Genomic DNA, 24,842 nt, shown 5'->3' on the forward strand with positions numbered 1-24,842 from the left:
TTCACGTAATGGATATTTTAGTGGTCGGCGGCGGGGGCCGGGAGCATGCGATCATCTGGAAACTTTCCCAGAGCCCCAAGGCGGGTAAAATCTACTGTGCGCCCGGCAATGCCGGGATTGCACAGCTTGCCGAATGTGTGCCTATCGGCGTGTTCGAGTTCGACAAGCTGACGGCTTTTGCCAAAGAGAAAGAGGTTGGCCTTGTTGTTATCGGGCCGGATGACCCGCTGGCAGCAGGTATAGCCGATGCCTTTGAAGCGCACAATATTCCCGTGTTCGGCCCGCGCAAAAATGCCGCGGAGATCGAAGGCAGCAAAACGTTCATGAAAGACCTCCTGCATAAATACAATATTCCGACAGCCGCGTATGAGAAATTCAGCGAGTACGAAGCTGCGCTTGCCTACTTGCGTGCTCAAGGGCTGCCGATTGTGATCAAGGCCGACGGGCTGGCGGCAGGTAAAGGGGTAACGGTAGCTCATTCCCGTGAAGAAGCGGAGCAGGCACTGCGGGATATAATGGTCAATAAAGTGTTCGGGGAAGCGGGCGCTCAGGTGGTCATCGAGGAATTCCTGGCCGGCCAGGAAATGTCGATTCTCGCCTTTGTGGATGGAGAGACCGTGCGGCCGATGGCTGCTGCCCAGGATCACAAGCCGGTATTCGACGGCGACAAAGGGCCGAATACCGGCGGTATGGGCACTTATTCGCCTCTGCCGCATATCGATGAAGCTATAATCCGCGAAGCTGTGGAAAGCATCATTGAGCCGACAGCCAAAGCGATGGTGGCTGAAGGCCGTCCGTTCAGCGGGGTATTATTCGCAGGGCTGATGATCTCGCCGGACGGCAAGCCGAAGACGATTGAATTCAACGCCCGGTTCGGCGATCCGGAAACTCAAGTGGTGCTGCCGAGACTGAAGAGCGACCTGCTGGAGATTTTCCTTGCGGTAACCGAAGGCCGGCTGGCGGATGCCGAGATCGAGTGGAGCGATGAGGCGGCCGTCTGTGTGGTGCTGGCATCCGAGGGGTATCCGGGACCTTATCCTAAAGGCGTTCCTATTACAGGTCTTGAGGATAGTGCTGAGGGTTTGGTATTCCATGCGGGAACCGCGCGCGGAGCGGACGGCAGCTGGGTCACGAGCGGCGGCCGGGTGCTTGGCGTTGTAGGTCTGGGAGCCACAATTGCCGAAGCGCGTTCAGCGGCATATCATCGTGCGGAGCAGATCACTTTTCCGGGAAAACAATGCCGCAGTGATATAGCCATGAAGGCCTTGATCTGAGGATAAAGAACTGCTGCCTAGCAAATTTTTACGCTATTAGTCCTAAAAAAGGACTGACAACTGATAGAAGAAGTGCTATAATACAACACGTACGGGGGAAAATGTGCGGAAATATACAGATAAAGGGTCTTTCCTTTCATGGAAAGGCCTTTTTTAAATTAGAATTTGGCGATGCGTGTATACGGATGGCCAGCTACAGATTTAAGGAGGAATTAGTTTTGAGTAAGGTAGGAAGAAATGATCTGTGTCCATGCGGAAGCGGGAAAAAATATAAAAGATGCTGCCTTGGCAAAGAAACATCAGCGGTCGAATCCATACTCCGGCTTGTAACAACGGATGAGGCGGCGGCTGCCGCTGCTGATCTGGAGCCGGCCGTACAGGCAGTTGTGCCTGCAGTCCGTCCTGAAAGCAAGCTTACCCTTACCACACTGAAAAAAATGGTCACCCGCGAGATGAAATGGGAGCATCCGGCTCATGAGCAGCTGGCGCTGCAGCTGATTGAAAGCATGCGCAAGGAGTATGACCGCGAGCTGATTTATGAAGCGCTGGGGCTGTGGAACGGGTACTCCGGCCAGGCCAAGCCTGCAGTGAAGAAAGCGGGCTCGTTCTGCGCAGCCATTGAATATATTTTGTCCGAAGAATACGGCTTTGCCATTTCCCAGGCCGAATTGGCAACGAAATATGAAGTGACTGCTGCAACCATTTCACGCAAAGTGAAGGAAATTCTGAACTATATTGAGGAATACGGCATGAACGGGGAGTCCGATGGATTGCTGGATCTGAACGGATCAGGCAGCCCTAAGGATCAGGCCCAATCTCTTATTTTTAAAGCTATGGAAGCGACCTCCGCAAAACGCCGTGTTCAGCTTGCTGAAGCAGCGCTGGAGATTTATCCGGACAATGCCGATGCATATCTGGTTCTGGCCGAAGAATCGGAGAATGAGAATGAAGCAAGAGCCCTGCTGAAGGCGGGAATTGAAGCAGGAGCCCGTGAGCTTGGAGAACTCTTTTTCAAAGAGCACAAAGGGCATTTCTGGGGACTGCATGAGACCCGTCCGTACATCCGTGTATGTAAAGCCTATGCTGAATCCTGCTGGTTCGGCGGAAATGCCGCGGATGCCGCGCAGACACTGGAGCATATTCTGGAGCTGAATCCGGATGACAACACCGGTGCCCGCTACCTGCTCGCTGCAGTATACCTGTACAGCAATCAGCTGATTGAGGCCGATAAGCTTCTGAAGAAGTATGGCAATGATGATGCGGCTGCCGCATTTGCTTACGACCGGATTGTCCTGGAATACAAGAAGAACGGAATCACCTCGCAGCTCAAAATGCTGTACCGCGTAGCCCGCGGGGTGAACAAGCATGTGCCTGATTATCTGCTGGGCGTAAAGCGGCTGCCGAACAATCTGCCGGATTTTGTCGGCATGGGCGATTCCAATGAAGCCATCGAGTATGTAATTATGCATTCCCGTCTGTGGGCGAGCATGCCGGAGCTGCTCAAATGGATGCTGAAGCAATAGACATTATACCTGTACTGCCTGTCACAGCCGCTGAGGCTGTGATTTTTTTTGACATTTTTGAAAAAAGTTTTCACATGAAAAAGGACATAGTATTATAAAATAAGAGAGATGGGAGGGATAAAAGTGAGCGAAACAGACTGTTTGAAGAAACGGATGGAACAGGTCCGGCAGGAGCTTAATAATATGCAGTACAGATATGAATTGAGCCATCCCGCTGTGGTACATAAATCGATGCTGCTCGACGAGCTGATCAACGAATACAACAAATATTCAGGTACAGGTCCGGAAAGAGGGACGGTTCAGCGCAGCATGCCGGTTATAGAGGAACTGAGGCTTACCTATTCATTTCGTGTGCGTTTCAACTGAACCATATACGTGGTTGCGGCACAACATCCGCATCTCCTCAAGCTGCTCTCTGCCGCACCTGCTTTCTTTTTCCGACTCCGAATTTTTCTCCTGGTAATATACCTGACACTCAAAAGGCTTATAGCTTTAATTTTAACTAAAAATTGCAGGATAAACGGCATTTTCTATATGGAAATGTTTGTTTAGTCATGTCTTTTTCTGAAAATACCTGACATGGTCACAGTTCTTTCACAGCTCCAGGTAAAACGTTAAAGGGATGAAGTGTTTTTTTGCAGAAATAAGTCGAAAAAATAGAAGCTCTCCCCGTGAGAGCGCGTTGGCCAGTAATTTTTAAAAGGTGGGAAGCCTATGGCACTGAGAAAGATTAGGGAAGAGGAAAGCGGGAGCATGCAGCGGACGGAGCTTAGGGCAGTGGAGAACAGCAGGGAGCAGAAGCCATCCGGAGCAGCAGGGATAGGGAAAGTTCGGTTTAATATGGGAATCCGCGGCAAGCTGTATATGTCCGTGATTCTGTCTGTAGTTGCAATATTCGTCATCGTATCTGTAGTGATCTACAGCAATGCCAAAAGGATTATCACCGAAGACCTGAACAGCTCCCTGACTTATGAAAAAGAGAAAATAAGCGCAAAAGTTGAGCAGATGCTGCAGCCTGCTGCAGACAGTGTGGAACTGCTGAACGCCAACGCCTATGTACGGAATTTCATCTCACAGGCAGATTCAGCCGATACACTCAAAACAATGGACGGCTACAGTGAGCTTGTACGCACGCTGAACCTGATCAAGAACAACAACAAGGACCTGCTGAATGTGTATGTAGGACTGGACGGACTGAACAAGCTGATTACCCAGGATGAGTTCGAGCCGCCGGCTGATTTTAACCTCAAGGAACGCAGCTGGTATACGGTAACGGCACAGAATAAGCAGACAACGGTTACAGACCCGTATATCGATGCCGGCACAGGCAAAATGGTAGTTAGTGTTACCTCGCCAATACTTGATGATTCCGGGAAGCTGCTCGGAGTGGCAGGGGCAGATATTTCTACAGAGCAGATTACTGCGGCACTGGGTACCTTTAATTATAAGGGCAGCGGCTTTGCTGTATTGATAGACAAGAACGGAACCTTCATCTATCACCCGGAGAGCGACAATATTCTGCTGCAAAAAATGAGTGATCTCGGCGAGGACTGGAAGGCAGCCGGTGAGGTGATGCTGCAGTGGGGTTCGGATGTCATTCAGCATGATATAGGCGGGGAAGCCAGCTATGTCTCTTATGCGCCTGTAGCCGGCAATCAGTGGGCGGTAGCCCTGATCGTACCGGAAAAAGATGCCGGGAAGCAGCTTCGGACCTTTCAGCTGATTTTTGTACTCTCGACCGCCGCCTCCATACTGGTCATGGCCGTGCTGCTCTATTGGGTCTCCGGCAGTATTCTCAAGCAAATTCCTGGACTTACGGCTGCATTCCGGAGTGCAATGTCCGGCGATATGTCTGCACGTGCCGAGATCCAGGGTGCAGGCGAAATCGGACTGCTTGCGGACGGGTTCAACGCCATGATCGCTTCACAGCAGAGCCTGATCCGTGAGATTATGCAGAATTCCAAAAGCATATCAGGTGCGGTGGGGAATACGGAACGCAATATTTCCGCACTCGACGGCAGCATCTCCGAAATTTCTGCGATTACCGAGGAGCTGTCCGCCGGAATGCAGCAGACGGCCGCCTCTATGGAAGAGATGAATGCCAGCACGAATGAGATTGAGCATGCTGTCAGCGGAATTGCCCGCAAAGCCCAGGAAGGGGCGGAAGCAGCCAGGGCTATTAATGAACGTGCGAGCCGGCTCAGAGAAGGCGCGGTGACCTCACGCCAGCAGGCTGACATAGTGTACGGACAGAGTGAGGAGAAGCTGCGCAGTGCAATCGAGCAGTCGAAGTCCATTTCGCAGATCAGCGTACTGTCAGGAGCGATTCTGGACATCGCCGCCCAGACCAACCTGCTGGCGCTCAACGCATCGATAGAGGCGGCAAGAGCCGGTGAGGCGGGACGGGGCTTTGCTGTAGTGGCCGAGGAGATCCGCAAGCTGGCCGAGAGTTCGCGGGGAACGGTAACTGAAATCCAGGAGGTCACTGAAGGGATTGTCCTGGCGGTATCCGGACTGGCAGAAGGGGCAGAGCATATTCTGCAATTCATGAACCGGCAGGTGCTGAAGGATTATGATTCGATGCAGCAAACCGGATCGCAGTACAGCGAAGATGCCAGATACATTGATGAGCTGGTGACAGACTTCAGTGCGACTTCCGAGGAGCTCCTCGCCTCTATCCAGAGCATGCTTACGGCGATTGGGGAGACCAGTGCGGCAGCGAACGAAGCTGCCGAGGGAGCAGGAAGCATTGCGGCCCAGGCGGAAATGATCATCGGCAAGTCCGGAGGGATCGTGGCCGAGATGGAGGATATCAGGAACAGCTCGGCCGGACTGCTGAACAGTGTATCGAGATTTAAAGGGATAGCGTAAATAGTTATTAGCCGGCCGGTGTGCATACACCGGCCGGTTATTTATATTGTATTGCCCGGAGAGGACAATGCTTGATAAAATGTCCTTAGAAGAGTATGTTTACAAGAAGCACAAGCAAATGATCAGATAGAGACAGTGAGGCGAAGTAGTGATGAGAGAAGGCGAAACCCGGATCGTGGGAATGGAAGATATCGTGCGGGCACATCATGTGCTGCGGGAGGTTATCGTCCGTACACCGCTGCAGCTGGATGCAGTGCTGTCGGCCAGATACGGCTGTAATGTGTATTTGAAGCGTGAGGATTTGCAGATTGTCCGTTCTTTTAAAATTCGCGGCGCGTACAATATGATCCGCAGCCTGTCCGAGGAAGACAGAGCCAAGGGAATTGTCTGTGCAAGCGCGGGCAACCACGCACAGGGTGTAGCTTATTCCTGCAAGGCGCTGGGAATCAAGGGCAAGGTATATATGCCGAGCACAACCCCGAACCAGAAGATCAAGCAGGTGCGGAAGTTCGGCGGGGAATTCGTGGAGGTCATCCTGAAAGGGGATACCTTTGATGATGCTTACGAGGAAGCGCTGCAGGCTTGTATAGATCACGGCATGACGCTGATTCATCCGTTCGATGAGCCGCGCATCATCGCCGGCAACGGAACGATTGCGATGGAGGTTATGGAAAGCCTGGACAAGCCGGCGGATTTCGTATTCGTGACCATCGGCGGAGGCGGCCTGGCCGCAGGGGTGGCTACTTATGTGAAGACGGTCAGTCCGGCCACAAAGGTGATCGGCGTAGAGCCTACAGGAGCGGCTTCGATGAGCGAAGCACTGGAGCGCGGGGAAGTGGTAACCCTGCAGGAAATCAACAAGTTCGTAGACGGCGCAGCCGTGAAGCGTGTCGGCGGGTTAACCTATGATATTTGCTCCCGCCAGCTGGATGATGTCATTAAGGTGCCGGAAGGCAAGGCCTGTACAACCATCCTGGAACTTTATACCGAGAATGCGATTGTTGTGGAACCGGCAGGCTCATTGCCGATTGCGGCGCTCGAGCAGTACCGTGACCAGATCCGCGGCAAGACGGTAGTCTGCATTGTCAGCGGCGGCAACAATGATATTGACCGGATGCAGGAGATCAAGGAACGTTCTCTCATTTATGAAGGGCTCAAGCATTATTTCATGGTCAATTTTCCGCAGCGTGCCGGTGCATTGCGCGAGTTCCTGGCCGAGGTGCTGGGACCGGATGATGACATCACCCGTTTCGAATACACCAAGAAGAACGACAAAGAGAACGGACCGGCGCTTGTCGGCATCGAGCTCATGCACAAGGAGGATTATGCCCCGCTCATCGAACGGATGGAGCAGAAGGGTGTAGATTACACGGAAATCAATAAAGATGTTAACCTGTTCAATATGCTGATTTAATCTTATAAAACTGTCCTGTCTGTAATACAAAAGGCCCGTCCCATGTTAGTTGGGGCGGGCCTTTTTGGGCTGTTGCGCAGCGTCAGGAGAGGGGAACCTTCTTCTTCAGGTACTGCTCTACCTCACTGTCCAGCTTGTAGCCGTTCTGCTTCAAGATTTTCATCAGGCCTTCAAGGTTCTGCAGGAACGGGCTGTTGTCATTGTTTTTGGCGAGAATGCTGTTGTAAGCCTTCTGGGCCTCCAGATCCATCTCCAGTGTCTCGTAATGGAACAGCGGTGTGTTATTTTGCCCGTAGAAGGTATTGAGAACATAAGAGGCATACAGGCTTTTCACTGCCGTAATCCGGTTAGACTTGGGATGCTGCTGAATGAATTTTTCCTGTGACAGCGCACGGTCAGCGACATCCGTCCAGCCAATCACCAGTCCGTTATCCTTCGAGGGAGGAAGATCGGATTCGGCCGCCATAATCGTAATGTAATCCGCAATATCTTCTGTAACATACAGCTTATATTTGCGGTAGGCTGAATAGTCGATGACAGGGAAAAAGGAACCTTCAGCGGTCTCCAGCTTATATCCGTGTGCGCCGGCGCTCTGGATTAAGGCACGGAGCGCTTTGTCCCCGGTACTCTCGGCCAGCTTGGCCATGCTGACTTCCGCTTTGTATACGGCAGCGAGCTTGCGCTGAATCTGGCTGCTGTCAAATCTGCTCTCCCATGCCGGAAGCGCAGCCTTGTGCAAGTTCTCCAGCTTCAGCGTCAGCACTGTCGCCTGATAAGGAGTGAGTGCATAAATATTGCTGTTCAAATATTTAATGGCCTCCGGAAGCTTGGCTGAGGTAGCGAACAGCGGCAGGCCTGCTTTATAGACAGCGGCAGCATGGCTGGTTGCCGAAGAGGCGCCGGCGGCAGGTGCCGCTTGAACCGGTGTGCCAAGTATGCTCGTAAGTCCCAGTGCTGCCAGCAGCACACTTGTCAGCAGAGAATGTTTCTTCATGGTTGTGTTCCTCCTGTTTACTGGGAAGTAGAATGCCAGGCTGATTTATGATTTGAAATAAATAAATTTCAGGCTCAGCCCGCCGGCAATACTCAGGATCAGGCTGACCCAGGGCGACAGCGGAATGGCCGGTGAGAACGTGTCCAGGAGTGAACCGGCGAATATGGCAATGACGGCAATCCCGATATAGATGCCAAGGCTCTTGAGATTAAAGGCTTTGGGCCGGGGCGCATCATCCTCAGACAACGAAGACATCCATTTCATCAGCAGCTCTATGAAAACAATGGAGCCAATGCCTACCAGCAGCAGTGTGAACAGGCTGATTTGGCTGAACATGCCGGCCGAACCGCTGGCCCACTGCACAAGCAGCCCGCCGATTCCAAAGACGGCGAACAGGCAAGTCAGGGATGCCACAGAAATTAATGAGTAATAGTTCAGCTTGCTGCGTTCGGGACGGGCAGGCTTGCTGTTCATAATCCCGCCGAAATATTCTTCCGGGTTCTCCCCGAATACCTGCTTCGCATTTCTGCCTTTTTTCTGTTCCCTCAGCAGATGCTGTGCCGCTTCCAGCAGCAGTTCCTCCGCCCTCACCCGTTCCACTCTGCTTGCCCGCATGGCCAGAATCATATCTTCCATATAAGAGCGGTTGAACGGTGTCATCTGCTCGCGCAGGGCGTTATTTTCCTTAATCATAGCTTTGACTTTCATGGTATGGACGTAAACCTCCAGTATAGTTAATCGGGGCAGCCTTTAACCTAGAGTATACGGTTGTGCAGCGGTTATGTGCAAGGATAACCCTCTATGCCATCGGTAGGGCAGCCTCTAATTTGGCGGGCATAATTATGTGGATTCTGTGAATGGACGGCATGTACGGGTGCCGGGTGAATAATCCTTTTGGAAGAGTGAACACTGTTAATGGGCTTCACTGACATTACAAAAGGAAAGGCAGGTGGCGTTAATGGGACAGGAAAAAAGACAGGACCCGGGCAGATTTACCGGTGACGGCTTCGCGCCTGCAACGGCTTATGAAATGGGCGATTGGGGCGGTTCCGACGGATTTAGCCTGTGGGACGCTGCGGAGCAGGCAGAGAGCGGGTTTGAAGATTGGGAAGGCAGACAGGAAACCCATGACATGTTCTCTGAGAGCTACGATTGAGTGAGCTTCGGATTGCGGAGCAGACAGAGACCCCGTGGCTTGTGCGCTGACGCTGCGAAGGAGTGAACTTCGGACAGGGAAACGGACAGGGAAAACCCCTGCCTGGGTTCTCTGATAGCTAAGAGAGTGCTGCGGGTTGGCCCCTTTTGTTCCTGCGGGAGCGGAAGGGGCTTTTTCGTCACTTCACAGACTGGTCACCCGTTTCTTTGTGCCCGAGTTGACAATAATGGCGCAAGCCGTATAATAAAGATATAAATCATACTAAGTTAATCGGAATTATATAATATGGAAACAGATTTACTTTTAGAGGAGGAACGGCCATGAAACGGAATATTGTGATCCGGCATAATCAGGAGGAGCTTACAGCAAGCATTCATTACCCTGAAGGCGGCAAAGGAAGCACCGGGCGCTGCAAGGACCGGGTGCCTCTGGCAGTCATCTGCCACGGATTTGTAGGCAACCGCATCGGTGTCGACCGGATCTTCGTCAAGGCAGCCCGCGAGCTGGCCAAAGACGGATATATGGTGATCCGTTTTGATTATGCGGGATGCGGGGAGAGCAGCGGCAATTACGGCAGCGAAGACATGGAGTCCATGATTGCCCAGACCCGTACAGTGCTGGATTACGGAATCGGCTCAGCCGATGTGGATCCGCAGCGGGTGACGCTGATCGGACACAGCCTTGGCGGCGCCGTTGCGCTCCTGGCCGGAGTCCGTGACCGCAGGGTGAAGAATCTCGTGTTATGGGCCGCAGTCGGCTACCCGTTCAATGATATCGTTAAAATTGTCGGAAGGGAGTCCTACGACCGCTCCGTGAAGGACGGTTCCGCCGATCATGCCGGGTATGCGTTCACACCGGTATATTTCAATTCGCTGGCGGCTTTCCAGCCTTTTCAGGAAGCAGGCAAGTTCAGCGGAGATGTGCTGGTCATTCACGGTACATCCGATGATGTGATCCCGGTCGATTATGCCTTCCTCTATCAGAAGCTGTTCTGGACACGTCCCGAGGGGCGGTGCGACAAAGAGATTATTTTTCAGGGAGACCACACCTTCTCTTCAGGTCCTGCACAGGAGCAGGTGCTGAGCCGGACCCGGGAATGGATGAACCAGCAGGAGCATGTGCAGCAGGAGTGGCAGAACTGGATGATCTAACGGGAGGATGTAAGACATTGGGCTGTGCGGAAGGCACTGTGGTGGGTAAAGCTGTTTAGCTGGATTGTCCCCGTATGGAACCGTATGGAGTAACATTCGCTTGTACTGTCCGGTTGTAGAGTAACATTCTGCTTGGCTCTCTATTTATCGGCTAATTCCAAGGCTCAGGCTCACTATGCTCAAAGTACCGGGCAACCCTAAGTCTGAAGCGTACCGTACAGAAACCGCGCGTTGTAACGGACCCAGCATCCGTTATTGCCGCCAAAAGTCACAATTTGCTGAGCTAACAGACCCCAGGTCCGTTATTTGCGGGTTTTTGCCTCCGAGAAGCTCTACAGTGAGGAAATAAGGGACTTACGGTCCGTTAGCCTGGCTAATGTCAGATTTTCAGTGAGAATAACGGATCTACGGTCCGTTAGCAGTCGTGGCGGCGAGGTTAAAGTGTCCAAGGTGTTCAATGTGCTCAAGTGCTCAATCTGCTCAGAAAGCAAAGGTTGGCGTAGATGTTTAAAGTGATCAGCAGGTGGAGTGAATGACCTAAGTTGGCAGAGACAGGAACAGCAGGAGCCTTCAGTTCATGGGGACTCTTTTATCGGGTAACGTCCGTTTGGAGCACTCTGGACACGAGCCGCCGCCGTAAGATTGGACTCAGCAACGAACAGTAACAAACCGAAACACCGGAACACCTCGTATTCACAGTAAGCAGCTGCTCAACACACTGTCCCCTCACAAGTTATAACCCGCGTTCTAAGGCTTTTCCAAGTAACCGGCGTATGTAGATGCTGCAGATTTAAATTACTGCTCTGTCGGGGGTTGTCCTCTGCTCGCATTCACGGGGAAGAAGGGTTAAAATAAAGGGGCACACCATAAACTGGGTTATGGAGGTTGGCACCCTATGAAATTACCGGCATTTTTTATTGCACACGGCTCTCCGCTTCTGGCACTGGAGGACAACGAATATACCCGTTTCCTTGCACGTCTTGGTCAGGATCTGGGAAAGCCCCGCGGTATTGTAGTGTTCTCTGCGCACTGGGACAGCCCCGAGCAGCTGATTACCGTGGATGTCCAGCACGAGACACAGCATGATTTCTATGGATTTCCGGACGAAATGTACTCGCTAACCTATCCTGCCCCGGGCGATCCTGAGTTAAGTAACCGGGTTTCAGAGCTGTTCAAAGAGAGCAACCTGGCTCACCAGCCTGTTTTGGGGCGCGGCCTTGATCATGGAGTATGGGTTGTTCTGAAAAAAATGTTCCCGCAGGCCGATATCCCGGTAGTAGCATTATCTGTGGATTCTCTGCGTTCACCGGAGGAGCAGTATAGAATCGGACGCATGCTGGCCCCGCTGCGGGATGAAGGCGTGCTGCTGATCGGAAGCGGCGGTCTGGTTCACAACCTGCGGATGCTGAAGCAGGACGATCAACCTGAGCCGTGGGCACTTGAATTTGATGCCTGGGTATCTAAAGGAATGGAACAATGGGATCTGCCCTCCCTCTTTGCTTATGACAAACAGGCGCCGCATGTCCGCACCGCGGTACCTTCTTATGGAAGGGAGCATTTTGTGCCGCTCTTCTACATCATGGGTACCGCCGATGAAGGCCGGAGGGCGCAGCGGATGATTCAGGCGTACCAATATGGAACGCTAAGCCTGAACTGCTGGATGGTTGACTAATAACATACAAAGCAAAGGATGCAGCCTGAGGCTGTGTCTTTTTTTATTGTTTAGAGCCAAGCCGGGCGTTCGGGAAGGGCGGTGGGGCGAAATGAACGGGAAAAGTCCCGTTGAATTGGCGGAAATCCGGCGGTGGGGTGAAATGAACGGGAAAAGTCCCGTTGAATTGGCGGAAATCCGGCGGCTGGGCGAAATGAACGGGAAAAGTCCCGTTGAATTGGCGCAAATCCGGCGGTGGGGTGAAATGAACGGGAAAAGTCCCGTTGAATTGGCGGAAATCCGGCGGTGGGGCGAAATGAACGGGAAAAGTCCCGTTGAACTCGCGATACCAGGAAGCGAAAGAAGCGGAGCGGGCAGGCCCCCTTTTCCACAAAAAGACAAGCCCTCAAGACAAATTCTGCCTGCTGTGATTAAATGGAAGAAACGAGAAGCAAGCTGCGGCCGATATATATAGTATTGAAGCCGAAGGCCCACGCTGAGCTAAATCGGACTAGATGGTGCTTTTGGAGTATGGCTGAAGCAAGGTTTGAAGTGAAATTTTGTACTTTTAGGGGGATCCTAAGTTGATGATCAAGAACCGTTATACTTCCCGTCTGATATCCGGCATTATTCTGGCAGCTGTCCTGCTGAGCGCATGCGGAACGGAAAGTGCAGTGGAGGTGCCTGCTCCGACTGCAGCGCCGGCTCCTGCGCCCGAGCCCAGCCCTTCCATTCGACCGCTTGCCACTGAAGCACCCGTTGCCGGATTAACCTCCAAACTCACCGGCCTGCCTGTAGAGAGCAGTACGCTGCAGCGTCCTCTGGCCGTTATGATCAACAACGCACCAGCTGCCCGGCCGCAGTCCGGGATAAGTGAGGCGGACGTTCTGTATGAAGTGCTGGCCGAAGGAGGGATTACCCGGCTGATCGGGATTTTCCAGAGCCGTGAAGGTGTGGTCAAAATCGGCCCCATCCGCAGCATCCGGCCTTACCTGATCGACATCGGTGAAAGCTACGGGGCTGTGACTGTACATGCAGGAGGAAGCCCGGCGGCTTATGCAATTCTGCAGAGACAGAAGAAAGCGGATATGGATGAGATCGGCAATGCAGGACCCTATTTTTGGCGGGACAAAGAGCGCAAAGCGCCGCATAACCTCTACAGCAATACGGCCAAGCTAAGGGAAGGGGCCGGGAAACTGGGTTATGACGGGGAGGCGGAGACGCCGGGCTATCTTTTCAATGAACCGGATTATGTTCCGACCGAAGGTGAAGCGGCAGCGGAATTAAGCGTCAACTTTCTGCTGGATAGCTACTCGGTTGGCTATAAATACAGCCCTGAAGAGCGGACCTATCTGCGCTGGGTGAACGGCAAGCCCCATCTGGACCTCAATAATGCAAGCCCGGTGCAGGCCGCCAATATCATGGTGATCGGAGCAGATCATAAAGTGCTGGATGATGTCGGCAGGCTGCAGATTGATGTCGAATTGGGCGGACAAGCGCTGCTGTTCCAGCGGGGAGTTGTCATCAAAGGCAAATGGTCGCGCATGCCGGGCGATATGATCCGTTTTGTGAAGGAGGATGGTAAGGAAGCGCTAATGTATCCGGGGGTTTCCCATATTTTGATCGTTCCCAATGCACCTTCCTTCAGCAGTCACGTAGAGTACTCAGCCATACAAAGTTCGACGTAAAATGACGGCATTTTCCACGAAATCACAGAATTATTTTGAGAATTGTAGGGAATTGTTAATATAGTGTAAAAAAGTTCGGTTTTTTTCTTCTATCCCTATCACCAATATGATAAGATAACAAGGGTTGTCATTCATTTTCATGCTGCTTACATGATGGATGGCTTCATGTTTTCACGGCAATTTTATGTAAAGGGGTAAAACTAATGAAGTTGAAAAAAAAGGACATTTTCTTTGAGACCCTGGAAAATATGGCGGATACCATTGTCCAGGCTGCAGATTACTTCGCCCAGAACATCGCATCTCTCCAGAACAATGTCGAAAATTTCGCTGCAGTGATGAAGAAATACGAATCCCAATGCGATTCTTTCACCCACACTGTTATTAAGGAACTGAACAAAACGTTCATCACACCGCTGGAGCGCGACGACATTATGGATCTGATCACCAGCATGGATGATGTTATTGATGGTCTGGAAGCATCGGCCTCACGTTTTTATATGTATAACCTGCTCGAGCCGGATGAATATATCATACAATTCGCGGAAATTCTCCGCCAATCTGCGTACGAAATCCAGAAGGCTGTACATCTGCTGTCCCAGAAAAAATTGCTGGCCATCCGTGAATACACGATCCGCCTGAATGATCTGGAAAATCAGGGGGACGAAGTACTCCGCATCTGTACCAAGAATTTGTTCGAAACCGTTAAGGACCCGATTGAGCTGATTAAGCGCAAAGAGCTGTACGAGCGCCTTGAGACGACTACGGATAAATGTGAAGATGTAGCGAACATGCTGGAATCGATCATCATGCGCAACTCATAAGGGGCCCCAAGAATATGGATACATCATTATTAGTACTCGGTTTTGTTATATTTCTCGCACTTGCGTTCGATTTCATTAATGGTTTCCATGACACCGCCAACGCAATTGCCACTTCCGTCTCCACACGGGCATTGAAGCCGCGCACAGCTATTATTCTGGCGGCAACGATGAACTTTGTAGGGGCACTAATGTTTACAGGGGTTGCCAAAAAGATCGGCGGAAGCATTACAGATCCCACACTGCTCGATAACGGGATCGATGTGCTGATCGCTACTCTTCTGGCGGCAATTATCTGGAATCTGATCACCTGGTGGCTGGGGATTCCATCATCCTCTTCCCATGCGCTTATCGGGGCCTTGGCCGGAGCAGTGTATGTTGGAGCCGGTACAGAGCACATTAAATGGGATGGCTTCATCGAGATTGTGGAGGGGCTGATTTTCTCCCCGCTGATCGCTTTTGTTGTAGGTTATATTGTCATGCTGGTTCTCAAATGGATCTTTGCCAAACGCAGTCCGCATACAGTGAACAAAGGTTTCCGTTCCATGCAGGTCCTTACCGCTGCTTTGCAGTCCTTCACTCACGGTACCAACGATGCCCAGAAGGCGATGGGGATTATCACGTTTGCCCTCGTAACCTCAGGACGTCTCGATACCATGGAGGTTCCGCTGTGGGTTAAGATCGCTGCTGCTACCGCAATGGCGCTCGGAACATCCATCGGCGGCTGGAAGATCATCAAGACCATGGGTACGAAGATTTTCAAAATTGAGCCTATCAACGGCTTCGCAGCGGATATCTCTGCCGCATCTGTTATTTTCTCGGCCACGCTGATGCACCTGCCGGTAAGTTCTACGCATGCCATCACATCGGCCATTCTCGGTGTAGGCTCCGCCAAACGGTTCTCCGCAGTTAAATGGGGCGTTGCCGGACGGATTGTCATCACCTGGTTCATCACCATTCCGATCAGTGCAGTGCTGGCGGGACTTATCTTCAAGCTTTTCTTATAAAATGCACCGATCAAGATGTCACGGAGGCCAGGGATGGCTGCGGACATCTTTTTTTGTGTTTATATAAACTGTAGTTTCAAACCTCCCCTCCGTTACTTCCGCTTCAGTGTAGTTCTTTAATCCAGCTTATATATTTGTTTTAGGGCAGGAATGTTTAATGACAAGACTCCGGAAGGGGTCTTTTTTTGTTGATCCAATGTACTCGGTTTTCCACGTACAAATAGCTCGTTTCCGCTGTAAGCGGGCAAATAGGCAAGTGGAGAGTAATGGAGGGGCTTACCCACAGAGCAAACCGTTCATGTGAGGCTAGTAGTTTTGATTTTCCAAGTAGGGATGTCACAATAATTCACAAGATTCTGATAAAAGATATTAATCATAGAGAAAAGAAAAGGAAATATATCACTATCCGAAAAGAAAATGACATGAAGAAAATAATTTTTGCGTAGGATTATGTAGGATTTGGTAGTCTCTGCGGTAAGGTGTGTTCTAAGTGTTACGATAGCTGACAATGAGGGAGTCAGGGCGTGTTGTAACCCATAAGTCTGGCAAAGGAGGCCTGTCGTTGATCGACTTTATCCAAGTAGACAAACATTATGGACATTTTCATGTGCTGAAGAACATTGACCTGCATGTGCAAGAAGGGGAAGTGGTTGTTGTGGTCGGTCCTTCCGGCTCCGGTAAAAGCACAATGCTGCGCTGCATCAACCGGCTGGAGACGATTACGAGCGGCGGATTAACCGTTGATGGTATAACTGTAAATGAACGCAAGACAGATATCAACAAGCTGCGCAAGGAAATCGGGATGGTATTCCAGCATTTTAACCTGTATCCGCACAAAAAGGTAATCGACAACATCACGCTCGCCCCGATCAAGGTGCTTGGATTGTCCAAAGCCGAAGCAGAGCAGACAGCCATGTATTATCTCGAAAAAGTAGGGATTGCCGATAAAGCGCAGTCCTACCCTTCACAGCTCTCCGGCGGCCAGCAGCAGCGTGTAGCGATTGCCCGGGGACTCGCGATGAAGCCCAAAATCATGCTGTTCGACGAACCGACCTCGGCCCTGGACCCCGAAATGGTCGGCGAGGTGCTCGATGTAATGCGCACACTGGCTCAAGAAGGAATGACGATGGTGGTGGTGACGCATGAAATGGGTTTTGCCCGCGAGGTAGCCGACAGGGTCATCTTTATGGATCAGGGCCAGATTGTGGAGGAAGCAGCGCCGGAGCAGTTTTTTGCCAGTCCCCGTGAAGAGCGGACCCGTACTTTTCTAAGCCGTGTATTAAGTCATTAACCAAATAGACAGGAATAAGGGGAGGAAGAGAAATGAATATATCCAAACGCTTCAAACTGATGAGTGTGATGATGATTGCCGCAATGCTGGTGATTGCCGGGTGCGGTAACAACAATGCCGGAGGTAATAACACCGGAAACAGCAATGCAGGCGGTAATAACACTGCTGCCGCAGGTTCCACGGATTCCGAAGCGATCGCCAAAATCAAAGAACGCGGCAAGCTGCTCGTAGGCGTGAAATACGACACCAGACTGTTCGGGCTGAAGGATCCGGCGTCCGGTAATGTGGAGGGTTTTGACATCGATATTTCCAAAGCCATTGCCAAGCACATCCTCGGCGACGAAAATGCGATTGAGCTGAAGGAGGTTACCTCCAAAACACGGATTCCGATGCTGAACAACGGTGAGATCGATATGGTTGTGGCGACGATGACGATTACTGAAGAGCGCAAAAAGGAAGTTGACTTCTCCGATGTCTACTTCCAGGCCGGTCAATCGCTGCTGGTCAAAAAGGGCAGTCCGATCACCGGGCTTGAGGATGTAACCAAGGATACCAAAATCCTCGGCTCCAAAGGCGCCACCTCGATCAAGAACATCAAAGAAAAGGTGCCGGGTGTAACCGTCCTTGAATTCGATAACTACCAGGATGCCTTCAGCGCCCTGAAGGCTGGCCAAGGTGATGCGCTTACGACCGATGATGCCATCCTTTATGGTATGGCTTCGCAGGATGAAGGATATGAAGTAGTCGGCGAGCCTTTCACCGATGAACCTTACGGCATTGCTGTACAAAAAGGCAACACCGATGTCGTTCAGGCCATTAATGATACATTGACTGAACTAAAAGCAAACGGCGAATACGACGCCATCTACACCAAGTGGATTGGTAAAGCTCCGGCGAAGTAAGGGCAGGAGGATTGAAAGAGAGAAGAATGAAAGCCCGAAGGATAGCAGGCTTAGCGGGTTCGGGGGCTTGGCGGATTTGAAAGTGTAACGGGATTGTAGGTCCGATGGATTTGAAGACCCGGCAAGTCTCCGTACTTACAGGTATGGATGCTTTGCAGGTCTAAAGCTTGGCGGATTTGCAGGCTGTCAGGTTAAAGGTTCCAGGACCTTAAAAACAGCACATAAATCGGCCTGTAGACCAGCTGTCTATGAAGAAATGTTCATTCCAGACGTATGTTGATCGTCCTAAGTGGAATTTCTCCATCTAGGTCTTCATTCCATGCCGAAATTGCGAGGCTAGTGGGAAAAACTCCACTTAAATGCAGCACTTTTCACCCCAAACGCCAAAAAGCCGCGAAGTAACTGGAGATTTTCCAACTAACTAGCATAAAAGTGAAATACACTGGAATTAAGTGGAGGAAATCCAACTAGGACTGGGAGCAGCCAGCCGGGAAACTGGAATAACCGCGAAGCTCTTTGTTCCAGACAAATGTTGGACCTATTACCCGCCTAAGTACCATGCCATTATTCCACCTGTAGTTAAACTAATCAACAGCCTTACACAGAAACGGTACCCGTTCCGTACAGGACGGCTCTGCCGTTTCTTCTTATAAGTCCGTAAACCCTCAACTTTTTAGGCGTGCTTTTAGCAAACGTAATTATCTCTTAATAAGGTAGGTGACATCATGGATTTCTCAATCCTGACCGATTACTTCGGCATGTATATGGAAGGGTTCAAGGGAACCGTCCTGTCCAGTGTGCTGGCCCTGATCGGAAGCTTCCTGCTGGGAGCGGTAATCGCTGTTTTCCGGATCACTCCGGTTCGGGTACTCCGCTGGTTCGGGACCGGCTACGTCGAGTTCGTCCGTAATATTCCGCTTCTTCTCGTGGTCTATATCTTCTATTACGGCCCTTCCGTCATCGGCTTTACCCTTGATGGCTTCAAGGCCGGAACCATCGGCCTCGCCGTGTATACCTCCGCCTTCATCGCCGAGGCCATCCGCGCCGGAATCATGGCCGTCCCTAAGGGCCAGACCGAGGCCGCACGTTCTTCCGGACTCAGCTACATACAGACCATGCTGTACATCATCCTGCCGCAGGCGATCAAGCTGGTCATCCCGCCGCTCGGCAATCAGTTCATTAACCTGATTAAGAACTCTTCCGTGCTGACCATCGTCGCCGGTCTTGACCTGATGTATTTCGCGGATGGGATCTCAACCGAGACCTACCGCACCTTCGATACCTATATCTTCGTCGCGCTGTTCTACCTCGTACTCACCTTACCGCTCAGCTTCGGCGTGCGGATCTGGGAGCGCCGGCTGCAGCGGAAGTATTAGATAGTTACAGTTTTTTGTAGTTACAGTCTGCGAAGCAGCTGTCGGGAAGTAACTCAAGAAGTAGTCTGTTACAGTCTGCGCAGCAGCTGTCCGCTCCAGTCATAAAACAGCAGCCAGTAAAATGGCTGCTTCAGGTTCTGTCTGAGAGAGAAGGCCAAAGTATACAAGGCCTTCGATCCAAGCTGCTGTGCCGATCTTAGCTTTGCTGCTTGGCAAAGCTTTGAAAGGCTGTGGAGAGCAGCAGCAGCAAGCGCGGGCATGGTCCACAGGCGGCAGCGGTAAGCGTCCGCCTGGGAGCGCAGGCTGCCCCCGACAGCTAAGGGGGCAGCAGCATAAGGGCCAAGTGGAGGTGAACGTAACGGAGGGGAAGTTTGGAACTGTAGGAGCGTTAGCGTTCGCCTTTGTCTACGGATTTCCACCGCGGACAGCGGTATAAATCAAAGAAATCTGTAGACAACAGCGACCGGAAGTCCAAACATTCACCGCAGTTACCCTCACCGGACTTCACCCTCCATTGCCCCCAAATATAACAAAGGGGCAAAGCATCCGCTTCCCATAGCGCAAAACGCATACGCGCCCACAACCACGCCCAAGCGCGCCCCCCATCTCCATCATTTCAACACCTTTACAAGCCAAAGCCATCTAAGGAGGGACTACTATGGATTTCGCCGGAGCCTACTCGCCCGACAACCTCAAATTTCTGCTCGACGGCCTGTACATCACCCTGATCGTCGCGTTTGTCTCCATTATCCTCAGCTTCGTCATCGGCTGTATCATCGGAGTGATCCGTTACGCGGAGGTGCCGGTCCTGTCACCAGTTATGCTCGTCCTGGTCGAGCTGATCCGCAATCTGCCGCTGCTGCTGATCATCTTTTTCATCCGCTTCGCCCTGCCGGAAATCGGGATCCGGATGGGGCTGATCACCGCAGCCATCGCCGCGCTTACCATTTTCGAAGCCGCCATGATTGCAGAAATCGTACGCGGCGGATTGACCTCCATCGACAAAGGCCAGATCGAAGCCGCACGCTCCTCCGGCCTGAGCAGCTTTCAGACACTGTGGCATATCGTGCTGCCCCAAGGCCTGCGCCGCATGGTGCCGCCGCTGGTCAGCCAGTTCATTTCGCTGCTGAAGGATACCTCGCTCGCAGTCGTCATCTCCCTGCCGGAGCTGATGCATAATGCCGGCATCGTCATCGGGCACGGGTACAGCTATGCGATTCCTACACTGCTGCTCGTGGCACTGATCTATTTTGTCGTCAACTACATGTTATCAATCCTCTCGAGAAGACTGGAAAATAAGGTTGTTTAGCGAAAAAAGTGCACTTTAGCGTATCGAGGCGGCAGAGGTTATGGTAGTATAGTTGACAACATCTTGAGGCAGGAGTAGTAGCCGATGAGTCAATCTATGCTGAAAAGTAAAATGCTGCCGATAATGATCGTCGCGCTGGGCACAGCCGTGGCCGGAGAATTCAAAATCAATCCCTTCGACGGTGACATTTTCCGGATTGCGATGGGCAGCAGTGCGTTTCTGCTATTCTTGCTGTTAATGCGGCGTCTGCCTTACATCACTACGGGGGTGGCTATAGGCATTGTCGTACTGCTGTTCCGGACGGCAACGGATATGGCGTGGGGCAGCGGGCTGACCCTTGCGGAGAGCTTTGCGAGCCATTTTTCGGCAATGGTCTATTATATGGTGTTCGCAGTCCTAATGCATATTATCAAAAGCAGGATCGATACCTTCCCTCCGCTCGTTCTGGGCGGTGTTACCGCGCTGATTGATCTTCTCTCGAACGAAATGGAGCTGCTGACCCGGCTGATTGTGCTGGACTCGGCTTCTTTTCACCTGAACGACTGGGCCTATTTAATGGCAATTGCCGTGCTGCGGACTTATTTTACGACAGGGGTGTACAGCAGTATAGCCATCAGCCAGCTGCGGATTACCCAGAGAGAGCAGACCCGGCGGCTGGAGCAGATGCTGGGGTTCGGTTCAGGGCTGTACGGGGAAGTCTTTTATCTGAAGAAATCGATTGGCACGCTGGAAAATGTCACTCTGAGCAGCTATGAGCTCTACCGCACGCTGAAGGAGGATGAGGGTCAGCAGGCCCGCAGCCGTCAGGTGCTGGACATTACGCAGCAGATCCATGAAGTGAAGAAGGATTCCCAGCGGATTCTCGCGGGGCTTGTCAAGCTGGTTGACCGTGAGGTGACCGGGGATATTGAGCTGTCTGTCATTGTGCGTTTTACCGTCAAAAGCAACAGCCAGTACGCCGAGATGCTCGGCAAAAATATCAGCTTCAGCACCAGCCTCACCACCGACTACACCACGGCAAGCTACATTCCGCTGCTGACCCTGCTGGGCAATCTGACGGCCAATGCGGTCGAAGCGATTCAAGGGAAAGGCACGGTATCGATAGATGTGTATGAAAAAGAAGACCAAACCGTCTTCACCGTAACCGACAGCGGCGGCGGGATCAAGGAGCGTGACCGTGAGGTGCTGTTCGAGCCGGGGTTTACGACGAAATTTGACGACGAAGGCGTTGCTGCCACCGGTATCGGCCTGTCGCATGTGCGGGATATTGTCGGTTTGTTCGAAGGCGTAATTAACGTACATCAGGCTCCCCACACCGGAGGGGCGATGTTTCAGATCAGTTTGCCGACGGCAAAGCTGCGGAAGGGGGAATGAGGGATGCCGCTTTCTTTTTGTATCGTGGATGATGACGGGGTGGCGAGAAGGATGCTGCAGCACATCATTGAGGACAGCGGTCTGGGTACGGTTGCGGGAACCGCGGAGTGCGGGCGGGAGGGCATGCGGCTCATTTTGGAGGAGACTCCGGATATTGTGCTGATGGATCTTTTGATGCCGGACCAGGATGGGATTGAGACGATTCTCTCCCTGCAGGCCCAGGGCTGCCGCGCCAAATTCGTGATGATCTCGCAGATTGAAAACAGTGATATGGTGGGACGGGCCTACCGCAGCGGGATTGAGTTTTTTATCCGCAAGCCGATCAACAAAATCGAAGTCGAAGCCGTCCTGCACAAAGTCAATGAGCGTTACGCGATTAACCGTTATCTGGATGAGATCAAGTCGAGCCTCAGCAAGCTGGAGGGGCTGCAGTTCGGTCTGGCGCCGGTGCAGGCTCATAAACGTTCCGTCAAGGAGCTGATCCAGCCAATTCTGATGAATATGGGAATGATCTCGGAGAGCGGGAGCCGGGACATCATCACGATGATGGAGCTCGCCATGGCCCGGGAGGACAGCGCAAGTCTTCCGCCGCTCAAGGAGTTATATGAAAGGGCTGCCGCCACCTACAAAACAGATCCCGGGGACATCGCCAAAGAGGTCAAAGCCATCGAACAGCGTCTGCGCCGGGCGCTTGCTGCCGGTCTGTGCAACCTTGCTTCCATCGGCCTGACAGATTACGGGAATCCGAAGTTTGAGTATTATGCGCCGCTTTATTTTGACTTTGAGGAGGTGCGCCTGAAGATGAAGGAGATCGGACAGGGCCGGGAATCGGGCAAAGTAAAGGTTAACATCAAAAAGTTCCTGCAGGTGCTGCACCTGGAGCTGCTGGAAGGGATGGGCCGCTGAAGCAGGATAATAGAGTGACAGAATGACAACCTCCGGAGCCGCGGGATGCGGTCTGGCGGTTATTTTTTTGCGTATGTGGAGGATTTGCGGGAGATCAGACCGCCGGCTGTTTGGGTCACAGGAGTACATGCTGTACAATAGTAGCATATAGGATGGCTGGACTATGGAAGCAGGATGACGGAGGAGTCATATATGATACGTACGTTAGCAGTAACACATGAGGGTGAGGTACTGACAGGTCTGCCGCTGCAAAATATAGCGATTGACGAGTACGCCTGGATTTGGGCGGATTTTGCGGAGCCTTCGGCGGAGGAGACACTGCTGCTCGATACCTATTTTCACTTTCATCCCCTGGCGATTGAGGACTGTATGCACACGCTGCAGCGGCCGAAGCTGGATTATTATGAGGATGTGCAGTTTTTTGTGCTGCATGCGCTTAATGAGGTGACACTGGAAGCGGAGGAGGTCGACCTGTTTCTGAGCCCCCAATTCCTCGTCTCTTATCATCATCAGCAGAAGACAGAAATGGACGAAGCCTGGACAATCGTACAGTCGGAAATTGACAGCCACAAGGACTGGTCCGGGGGCCCGATGGCAGCTGCGTATACGGTGATGGACAAGCTGGTGGACAAGTATTTCCCATGTCTGTACAACCTGGAAGATGAGCTGGCGGATCTGGAAAGCCGGGGCGAAAATGAATCGGTCGAGGAGCTGATGAGCCAGGTGTTCAACGTGCGCGGACGGCTGCTAAAGCTGCGGCGGACGATCGTCCCGATGCGTGACCTGATGTACCGGATTGTGAACTCGCAGCATGTGCAGAGCAACGGGGAAGAGCGGATCTACTTCGGTGACATCCACGACCATCTGCTGAAGCTGACGGATATGATTGAAGCGGACCGGGAAATGACGGCGGATCTGCGCGACAGCTATATTTCCCTGAACTCCAACCGGATGAACTCCATTATGAAAACACTCACGGTCATCACCACCGTCTTCATGCCGCTGACCCTGATCGCCGGGATCTACGGGATGAATTTCCGGGTCATGCCGGAGCTGGACTGGACGTATGGCTATCCCATGGTGCTGCTGGTGATGCTGCTGCTTGGCGGGGGCATGTTCCTGTGGTTCCGGCGGAGCGGCTGGTTCAAGTAAATACATAGCCTGGTTAAAAAAACGCGCCAAACGCCGCCGCTTAAGTGCGGCGGCGTTTGGCAGGCGAGGAACCGGATTTCCGGCGGCCCTTCGGCGGAGACTTGCGGCGTTTGCCGCCGGTGCCGCCGCTTGGGCGTTTTTTGCGCCGGCGTGGCTTGTAAAGTGCGGCATCTTCTTCGGCGGCGGCTTTACCGCCACCCTTTTTCTTGCCGAAGGTACCCATCACGAGCTTTACCATCGGAGCCATCTCCGAGAAGCCCTGCACCACCTTCTGTACCTTGCCCACGGAATTCATGATTCCGTCGATGCCGCCCATCCGGTCGATGAAGCCCTGGATTTTCTCCATATTGGCCAGGCTGCCGAGGTTGCCCAGACTGCCGAGCAGTCCACCTGCCTTTGCGGCATCGGCGGCTTCAGCAGCGGGGAGGGCCAGCGCTGTTTCGGCAGCTTCGGCGCCAAGCGGAGGAAGCACTTCAACAGCCGGGGCCACAGGAGCCTGGTAGTAGGGATTGATCCCCGGATATGGCGAGGAAGGATAGACTCCGCCCAATGAGCGCGTGTTACGGCGGGAATGATTATAGTAATGATTAGGCATAACATCACATTCCTTCGTTATTGGTTTGCTATACTGTATGTCATAGGCGAACATAAGGTATAGACAAACGCCCGGGTAACCGGGATAGATGCGGAAAAGGGCGGATGCCTAAACACGAACGCGGAAGTGAAGAAACCGTGTCGAAACTTGCTTTTCGGCGCTTATGTAGTACTATAATTATGGCAGCAGACCGGGGGATGCTCGAAGATACGGCTTGCTGATTACATAATAATGTGTGCGCCTGTGGTGGACAGTTGTCCGTCATTTTCACTCTTTACAGCGTGAAACCGTTAATGCTTGAAAAAACTGCTTCAGTGCAATATAGTAAAGGCAGAAAGTCACAATATTTACTACTTGTGTTCATCATTTGTATGCAGCTTATTCATGGAT

Annotated in this window: 22 protein-coding genes; 19 read left to right on the forward strand and 3 right to left on the reverse strand. The window is 52.2% G+C overall.

The window, feature by feature from the left end; translation table 11 throughout:
• Window positions 1-8 precede the first annotated feature (8 nt).
• The 5 genes from purD (at window position 9) to ilvA (ending at window position 7,082) form a co-directional block, all read left to right on the forward strand.
• The gene (gene purD / locus C2I18_RS15375) at window positions 9-1,274 is read left to right on the forward strand and encodes a phosphoribosylamine--glycine ligase (protein WP_249896654.1); all 1,266 of its coding nucleotides are present in this window, start codon (window positions 9-11) and stop codon (window positions 1,272-1,274) included.
• Between the two features lie 218 nt (window positions 1,275-1,492).
• Entirely contained in the window at window positions 1,493-2,797 is a 1,305-nt protein-coding gene (locus C2I18_RS15380) for an SEC-C domain-containing protein (RefSeq protein WP_249896655.1), read from the forward strand.
• A 123-nt stretch (window positions 2,798-2,920) separates the two neighbouring features.
• Window positions 2,921-3,163 (forward strand): aspartyl-phosphate phosphatase Spo0E family protein, encoded by a 243-nt coding sequence (locus tag C2I18_RS15385; RefSeq protein ID WP_249896656.1) that lies wholly within the window; start codon window positions 2,921-2,923, stop codon window positions 3,161-3,163.
• 348 nt (window positions 3,164-3,511) lie between these two features.
• Complete coding sequence (locus tag C2I18_RS15390; RefSeq protein WP_249896657.1) at window positions 3,512-5,668, forward strand: methyl-accepting chemotaxis protein; 2,157 nt, start codon at window positions 3,512-3,514, stop codon at window positions 5,666-5,668.
• Window positions 5,669-5,819: 151 nt separating this feature from the next.
• The gene (gene ilvA, locus C2I18_RS15395) at window positions 5,820-7,082 is read left to right on the forward strand and encodes a threonine ammonia-lyase IlvA (RefSeq protein ID WP_249896658.1); all 1,263 of its coding nucleotides are present in this window, start codon (window positions 5,820-5,822) and stop codon (window positions 7,080-7,082) included.
• 82 nt (window positions 7,083-7,164) lie between these two features.
• On the opposite strand, the gene C2I18_RS15400 is transcribed toward ilvA, so the two are convergent.
• Together C2I18_RS15400 and C2I18_RS15405 are read right to left on the reverse strand one after the other, a co-directional pair.
• Complete coding sequence (locus tag C2I18_RS15400) at window positions 7,165-8,076, reverse strand: PI-PLC domain-containing protein (protein WP_249896659.1); 912 nt, start codon at window positions 8,074-8,076, stop codon at window positions 7,165-7,167.
• A gap of 45 nt (window positions 8,077-8,121) precedes the next feature.
• The gene (locus tag C2I18_RS15405) at window positions 8,122-8,769 is read right to left on the reverse strand and encodes a DUF1129 family protein (RefSeq protein WP_249896660.1); all 648 of its coding nucleotides are present in this window, start codon (window positions 8,767-8,769) and stop codon (window positions 8,122-8,124) included.
• Between the two features lie 265 nt (window positions 8,770-9,034).
• Here C2I18_RS15405 and C2I18_RS15410 point away from each other — a divergent pair, with 265 nt between their 5' ends.
• The 14 genes from C2I18_RS15410 (at window position 9,035) to corA (ending at window position 23,857) form a co-directional block, all read left to right on the forward strand.
• A complete protein-coding gene (locus C2I18_RS15410) occupies window positions 9,035-9,232 on the forward strand; it encodes a hypothetical protein (RefSeq protein WP_249896661.1) in 198 nt (65 codons plus the stop codon).
• A gap of 320 nt (window positions 9,233-9,552) precedes the next feature.
• On the forward strand, window positions 9,553-10,383 hold the full coding sequence (locus C2I18_RS15415; RefSeq protein WP_249896662.1) for an alpha/beta hydrolase family protein: 831 nt from the start codon (window positions 9,553-9,555) through the stop codon (window positions 10,381-10,383).
• A gap of 895 nt (window positions 10,384-11,278) precedes the next feature.
• Window positions 11,279-12,055 (forward strand): DODA-type extradiol aromatic ring-opening family dioxygenase, encoded by a 777-nt coding sequence (locus tag C2I18_RS15420; protein ID WP_249896663.1) that lies wholly within the window; start codon window positions 11,279-11,281, stop codon window positions 12,053-12,055.
• A gap of 91 nt (window positions 12,056-12,146) precedes the next feature.
• On the forward strand, window positions 12,147-12,509 hold the full coding sequence (locus C2I18_RS15425) for a hypothetical protein (RefSeq protein WP_249896664.1): 363 nt from the start codon (window positions 12,147-12,149) through the stop codon (window positions 12,507-12,509).
• Window positions 12,510-12,621: 112 nt separating this feature from the next.
• The gene (locus C2I18_RS15430; RefSeq protein ID WP_249896665.1) at window positions 12,622-13,722 is read left to right on the forward strand and encodes a DUF3048 domain-containing protein; all 1,101 of its coding nucleotides are present in this window, start codon (window positions 12,622-12,624) and stop codon (window positions 13,720-13,722) included.
• A gap of 203 nt (window positions 13,723-13,925) precedes the next feature.
• Complete coding sequence (locus tag C2I18_RS15435) at window positions 13,926-14,543, forward strand: DUF47 domain-containing protein (RefSeq protein ID WP_249896666.1); 618 nt, start codon at window positions 13,926-13,928, stop codon at window positions 14,541-14,543.
• A gap of 14 nt (window positions 14,544-14,557) precedes the next feature.
• Entirely contained in the window at window positions 14,558-15,547 is a 990-nt protein-coding gene (locus C2I18_RS15440; protein ID WP_249896667.1) for an inorganic phosphate transporter, read from the forward strand.
• Window positions 15,548-16,109: 562 nt separating this feature from the next.
• Window positions 16,110-16,838, forward strand: coding sequence for an amino acid ABC transporter ATP-binding protein (locus C2I18_RS15445; protein ID WP_249896668.1), 729 nt, complete (start codon window positions 16,110-16,112; stop codon window positions 16,836-16,838).
• 38 nt (window positions 16,839-16,876) lie between these two features.
• Window positions 16,877-17,740 (forward strand): glutamate ABC transporter substrate-binding protein, encoded by an 864-nt coding sequence (locus C2I18_RS15450; protein WP_249902135.1) that lies wholly within the window; start codon window positions 16,877-16,879, stop codon window positions 17,738-17,740.
• Between the two features lie 722 nt (window positions 17,741-18,462).
• Window positions 18,463-19,116 (forward strand): amino acid ABC transporter permease, encoded by a 654-nt coding sequence (locus tag C2I18_RS15455; RefSeq protein WP_481857942.1) that lies wholly within the window; start codon window positions 18,463-18,465, stop codon window positions 19,114-19,116.
• 658 nt (window positions 19,117-19,774) lie between these two features.
• On the forward strand, window positions 19,775-20,425 hold the full coding sequence (locus tag C2I18_RS15460) for an amino acid ABC transporter permease (RefSeq protein WP_249896670.1): 651 nt from the start codon (window positions 19,775-19,777) through the stop codon (window positions 20,423-20,425).
• A gap of 84 nt (window positions 20,426-20,509) precedes the next feature.
• Window positions 20,510-21,799: an ATP-binding protein gene (locus C2I18_RS15465; RefSeq protein WP_249896671.1), complete on the forward strand. Its 1,290-nt coding sequence runs from the start codon at window positions 20,510-20,512 to the stop codon at window positions 21,797-21,799.
• 3 nt (window positions 21,800-21,802) lie between these two features.
• A complete protein-coding gene (locus C2I18_RS15470; protein ID WP_249896672.1) occupies window positions 21,803-22,705 on the forward strand; it encodes a response regulator in 903 nt (300 codons plus the stop codon).
• 192 nt (window positions 22,706-22,897) lie between these two features.
• Window positions 22,898-23,857 carry a magnesium/cobalt transporter CorA gene (gene corA / locus C2I18_RS15475; RefSeq protein ID WP_249896673.1) on the forward strand — a complete coding sequence of 320 codons (960 nt, stop codon included), beginning with the start codon at window positions 22,898-22,900 and terminating at the stop codon, window positions 23,855-23,857.
• A gap of 40 nt (window positions 23,858-23,897) precedes the next feature.
• Here corA and C2I18_RS15480 read toward each other — a convergent pair whose 3' ends face one another.
• Window positions 23,898-24,452: a tyrosine protein kinase gene (locus C2I18_RS15480; RefSeq protein WP_249896674.1), complete on the reverse strand. Its 555-nt coding sequence runs from the start codon at window positions 24,450-24,452 to the stop codon at window positions 23,898-23,900.
• Window positions 24,453-24,842 lie beyond the last annotated feature (390 nt).

The sequence above is a fragment of the Paenibacillus sp. PK3_47 genome (assembly GCF_023520895.1).
In the GTDB taxonomy this organism is placed as follows: Bacteria; Bacillota; Bacilli; order Paenibacillales; family Paenibacillaceae; genus Paenibacillus_AQ.

Bases quoted from the DNA above. Each gene is read 5' to 3' on its own strand.
- purD (WP_249896654.1), top strand. From the start codon at position 9: ATGGATATTTTAGTGGTCGGCGGCGGGGGCCGGGAGCATGCGATCATC.
- C2I18_RS15390 (WP_249896657.1), top strand. From the start codon at position 3,512: ATGGCACTGAGAAAGATTAGGGAAGAGGAAAGCGGGAGCATGCAGCGG.
- ilvA (WP_249896658.1), top strand. From the start codon at position 5,820: ATGAGAGAAGGCGAAACCCGGATCGTGGGAATGGAAGATATCGTGCGG.
- C2I18_RS15400 (WP_249896659.1), bottom strand. From the start codon at position 8,076: ATGAAGAAACATTCTCTGCTGACAAGTGTGCTGCTGGCAGCACTGGGA.
- C2I18_RS15405 (WP_249896660.1), bottom strand. From the start codon at position 8,769: ATGATTAAGGAAAATAACGCCCTGCGCGAGCAGATGACACCGTTCAAC.
- C2I18_RS15410 (WP_249896661.1), top strand. From the start codon at position 9,035: ATGGGACAGGAAAAAAGACAGGACCCGGGCAGATTTACCGGTGACGGC.
- C2I18_RS15415 (WP_249896662.1), top strand. From the start codon at position 9,553: ATGAAACGGAATATTGTGATCCGGCATAATCAGGAGGAGCTTACAGCA.
- C2I18_RS15420 (WP_249896663.1), top strand. From the start codon at position 11,279: ATGAAATTACCGGCATTTTTTATTGCACACGGCTCTCCGCTTCTGGCA.
- C2I18_RS15425 (WP_249896664.1), top strand. From the start codon at position 12,147: ATGAACGGGAAAAGTCCCGTTGAATTGGCGGAAATCCGGCGGTGGGGT.
- C2I18_RS15430 (WP_249896665.1), top strand. From the start codon at position 12,622: ATGATCAAGAACCGTTATACTTCCCGTCTGATATCCGGCATTATTCTG.
- C2I18_RS15435 (WP_249896666.1), top strand. From the start codon at position 13,926: ATGAAGTTGAAAAAAAAGGACATTTTCTTTGAGACCCTGGAAAATATG.
- C2I18_RS15440 (WP_249896667.1), top strand. From the start codon at position 14,558: ATGGATACATCATTATTAGTACTCGGTTTTGTTATATTTCTCGCACTT.
- C2I18_RS15460 (WP_249896670.1), top strand. From the start codon at position 19,775: ATGGATTTCGCCGGAGCCTACTCGCCCGACAACCTCAAATTTCTGCTC.
- C2I18_RS15465 (WP_249896671.1), top strand. From the start codon at position 20,510: ATGAGTCAATCTATGCTGAAAAGTAAAATGCTGCCGATAATGATCGTC.
- C2I18_RS15470 (WP_249896672.1), top strand. From the start codon at position 21,803: ATGCCGCTTTCTTTTTGTATCGTGGATGATGACGGGGTGGCGAGAAGG.
- corA (WP_249896673.1), top strand. From the start codon at position 22,898: ATGATACGTACGTTAGCAGTAACACATGAGGGTGAGGTACTGACAGGT.
- C2I18_RS15480 (WP_249896674.1), bottom strand. From the start codon at position 24,452: ATGCCTAATCATTACTATAATCATTCCCGCCGTAACACGCGCTCATTG.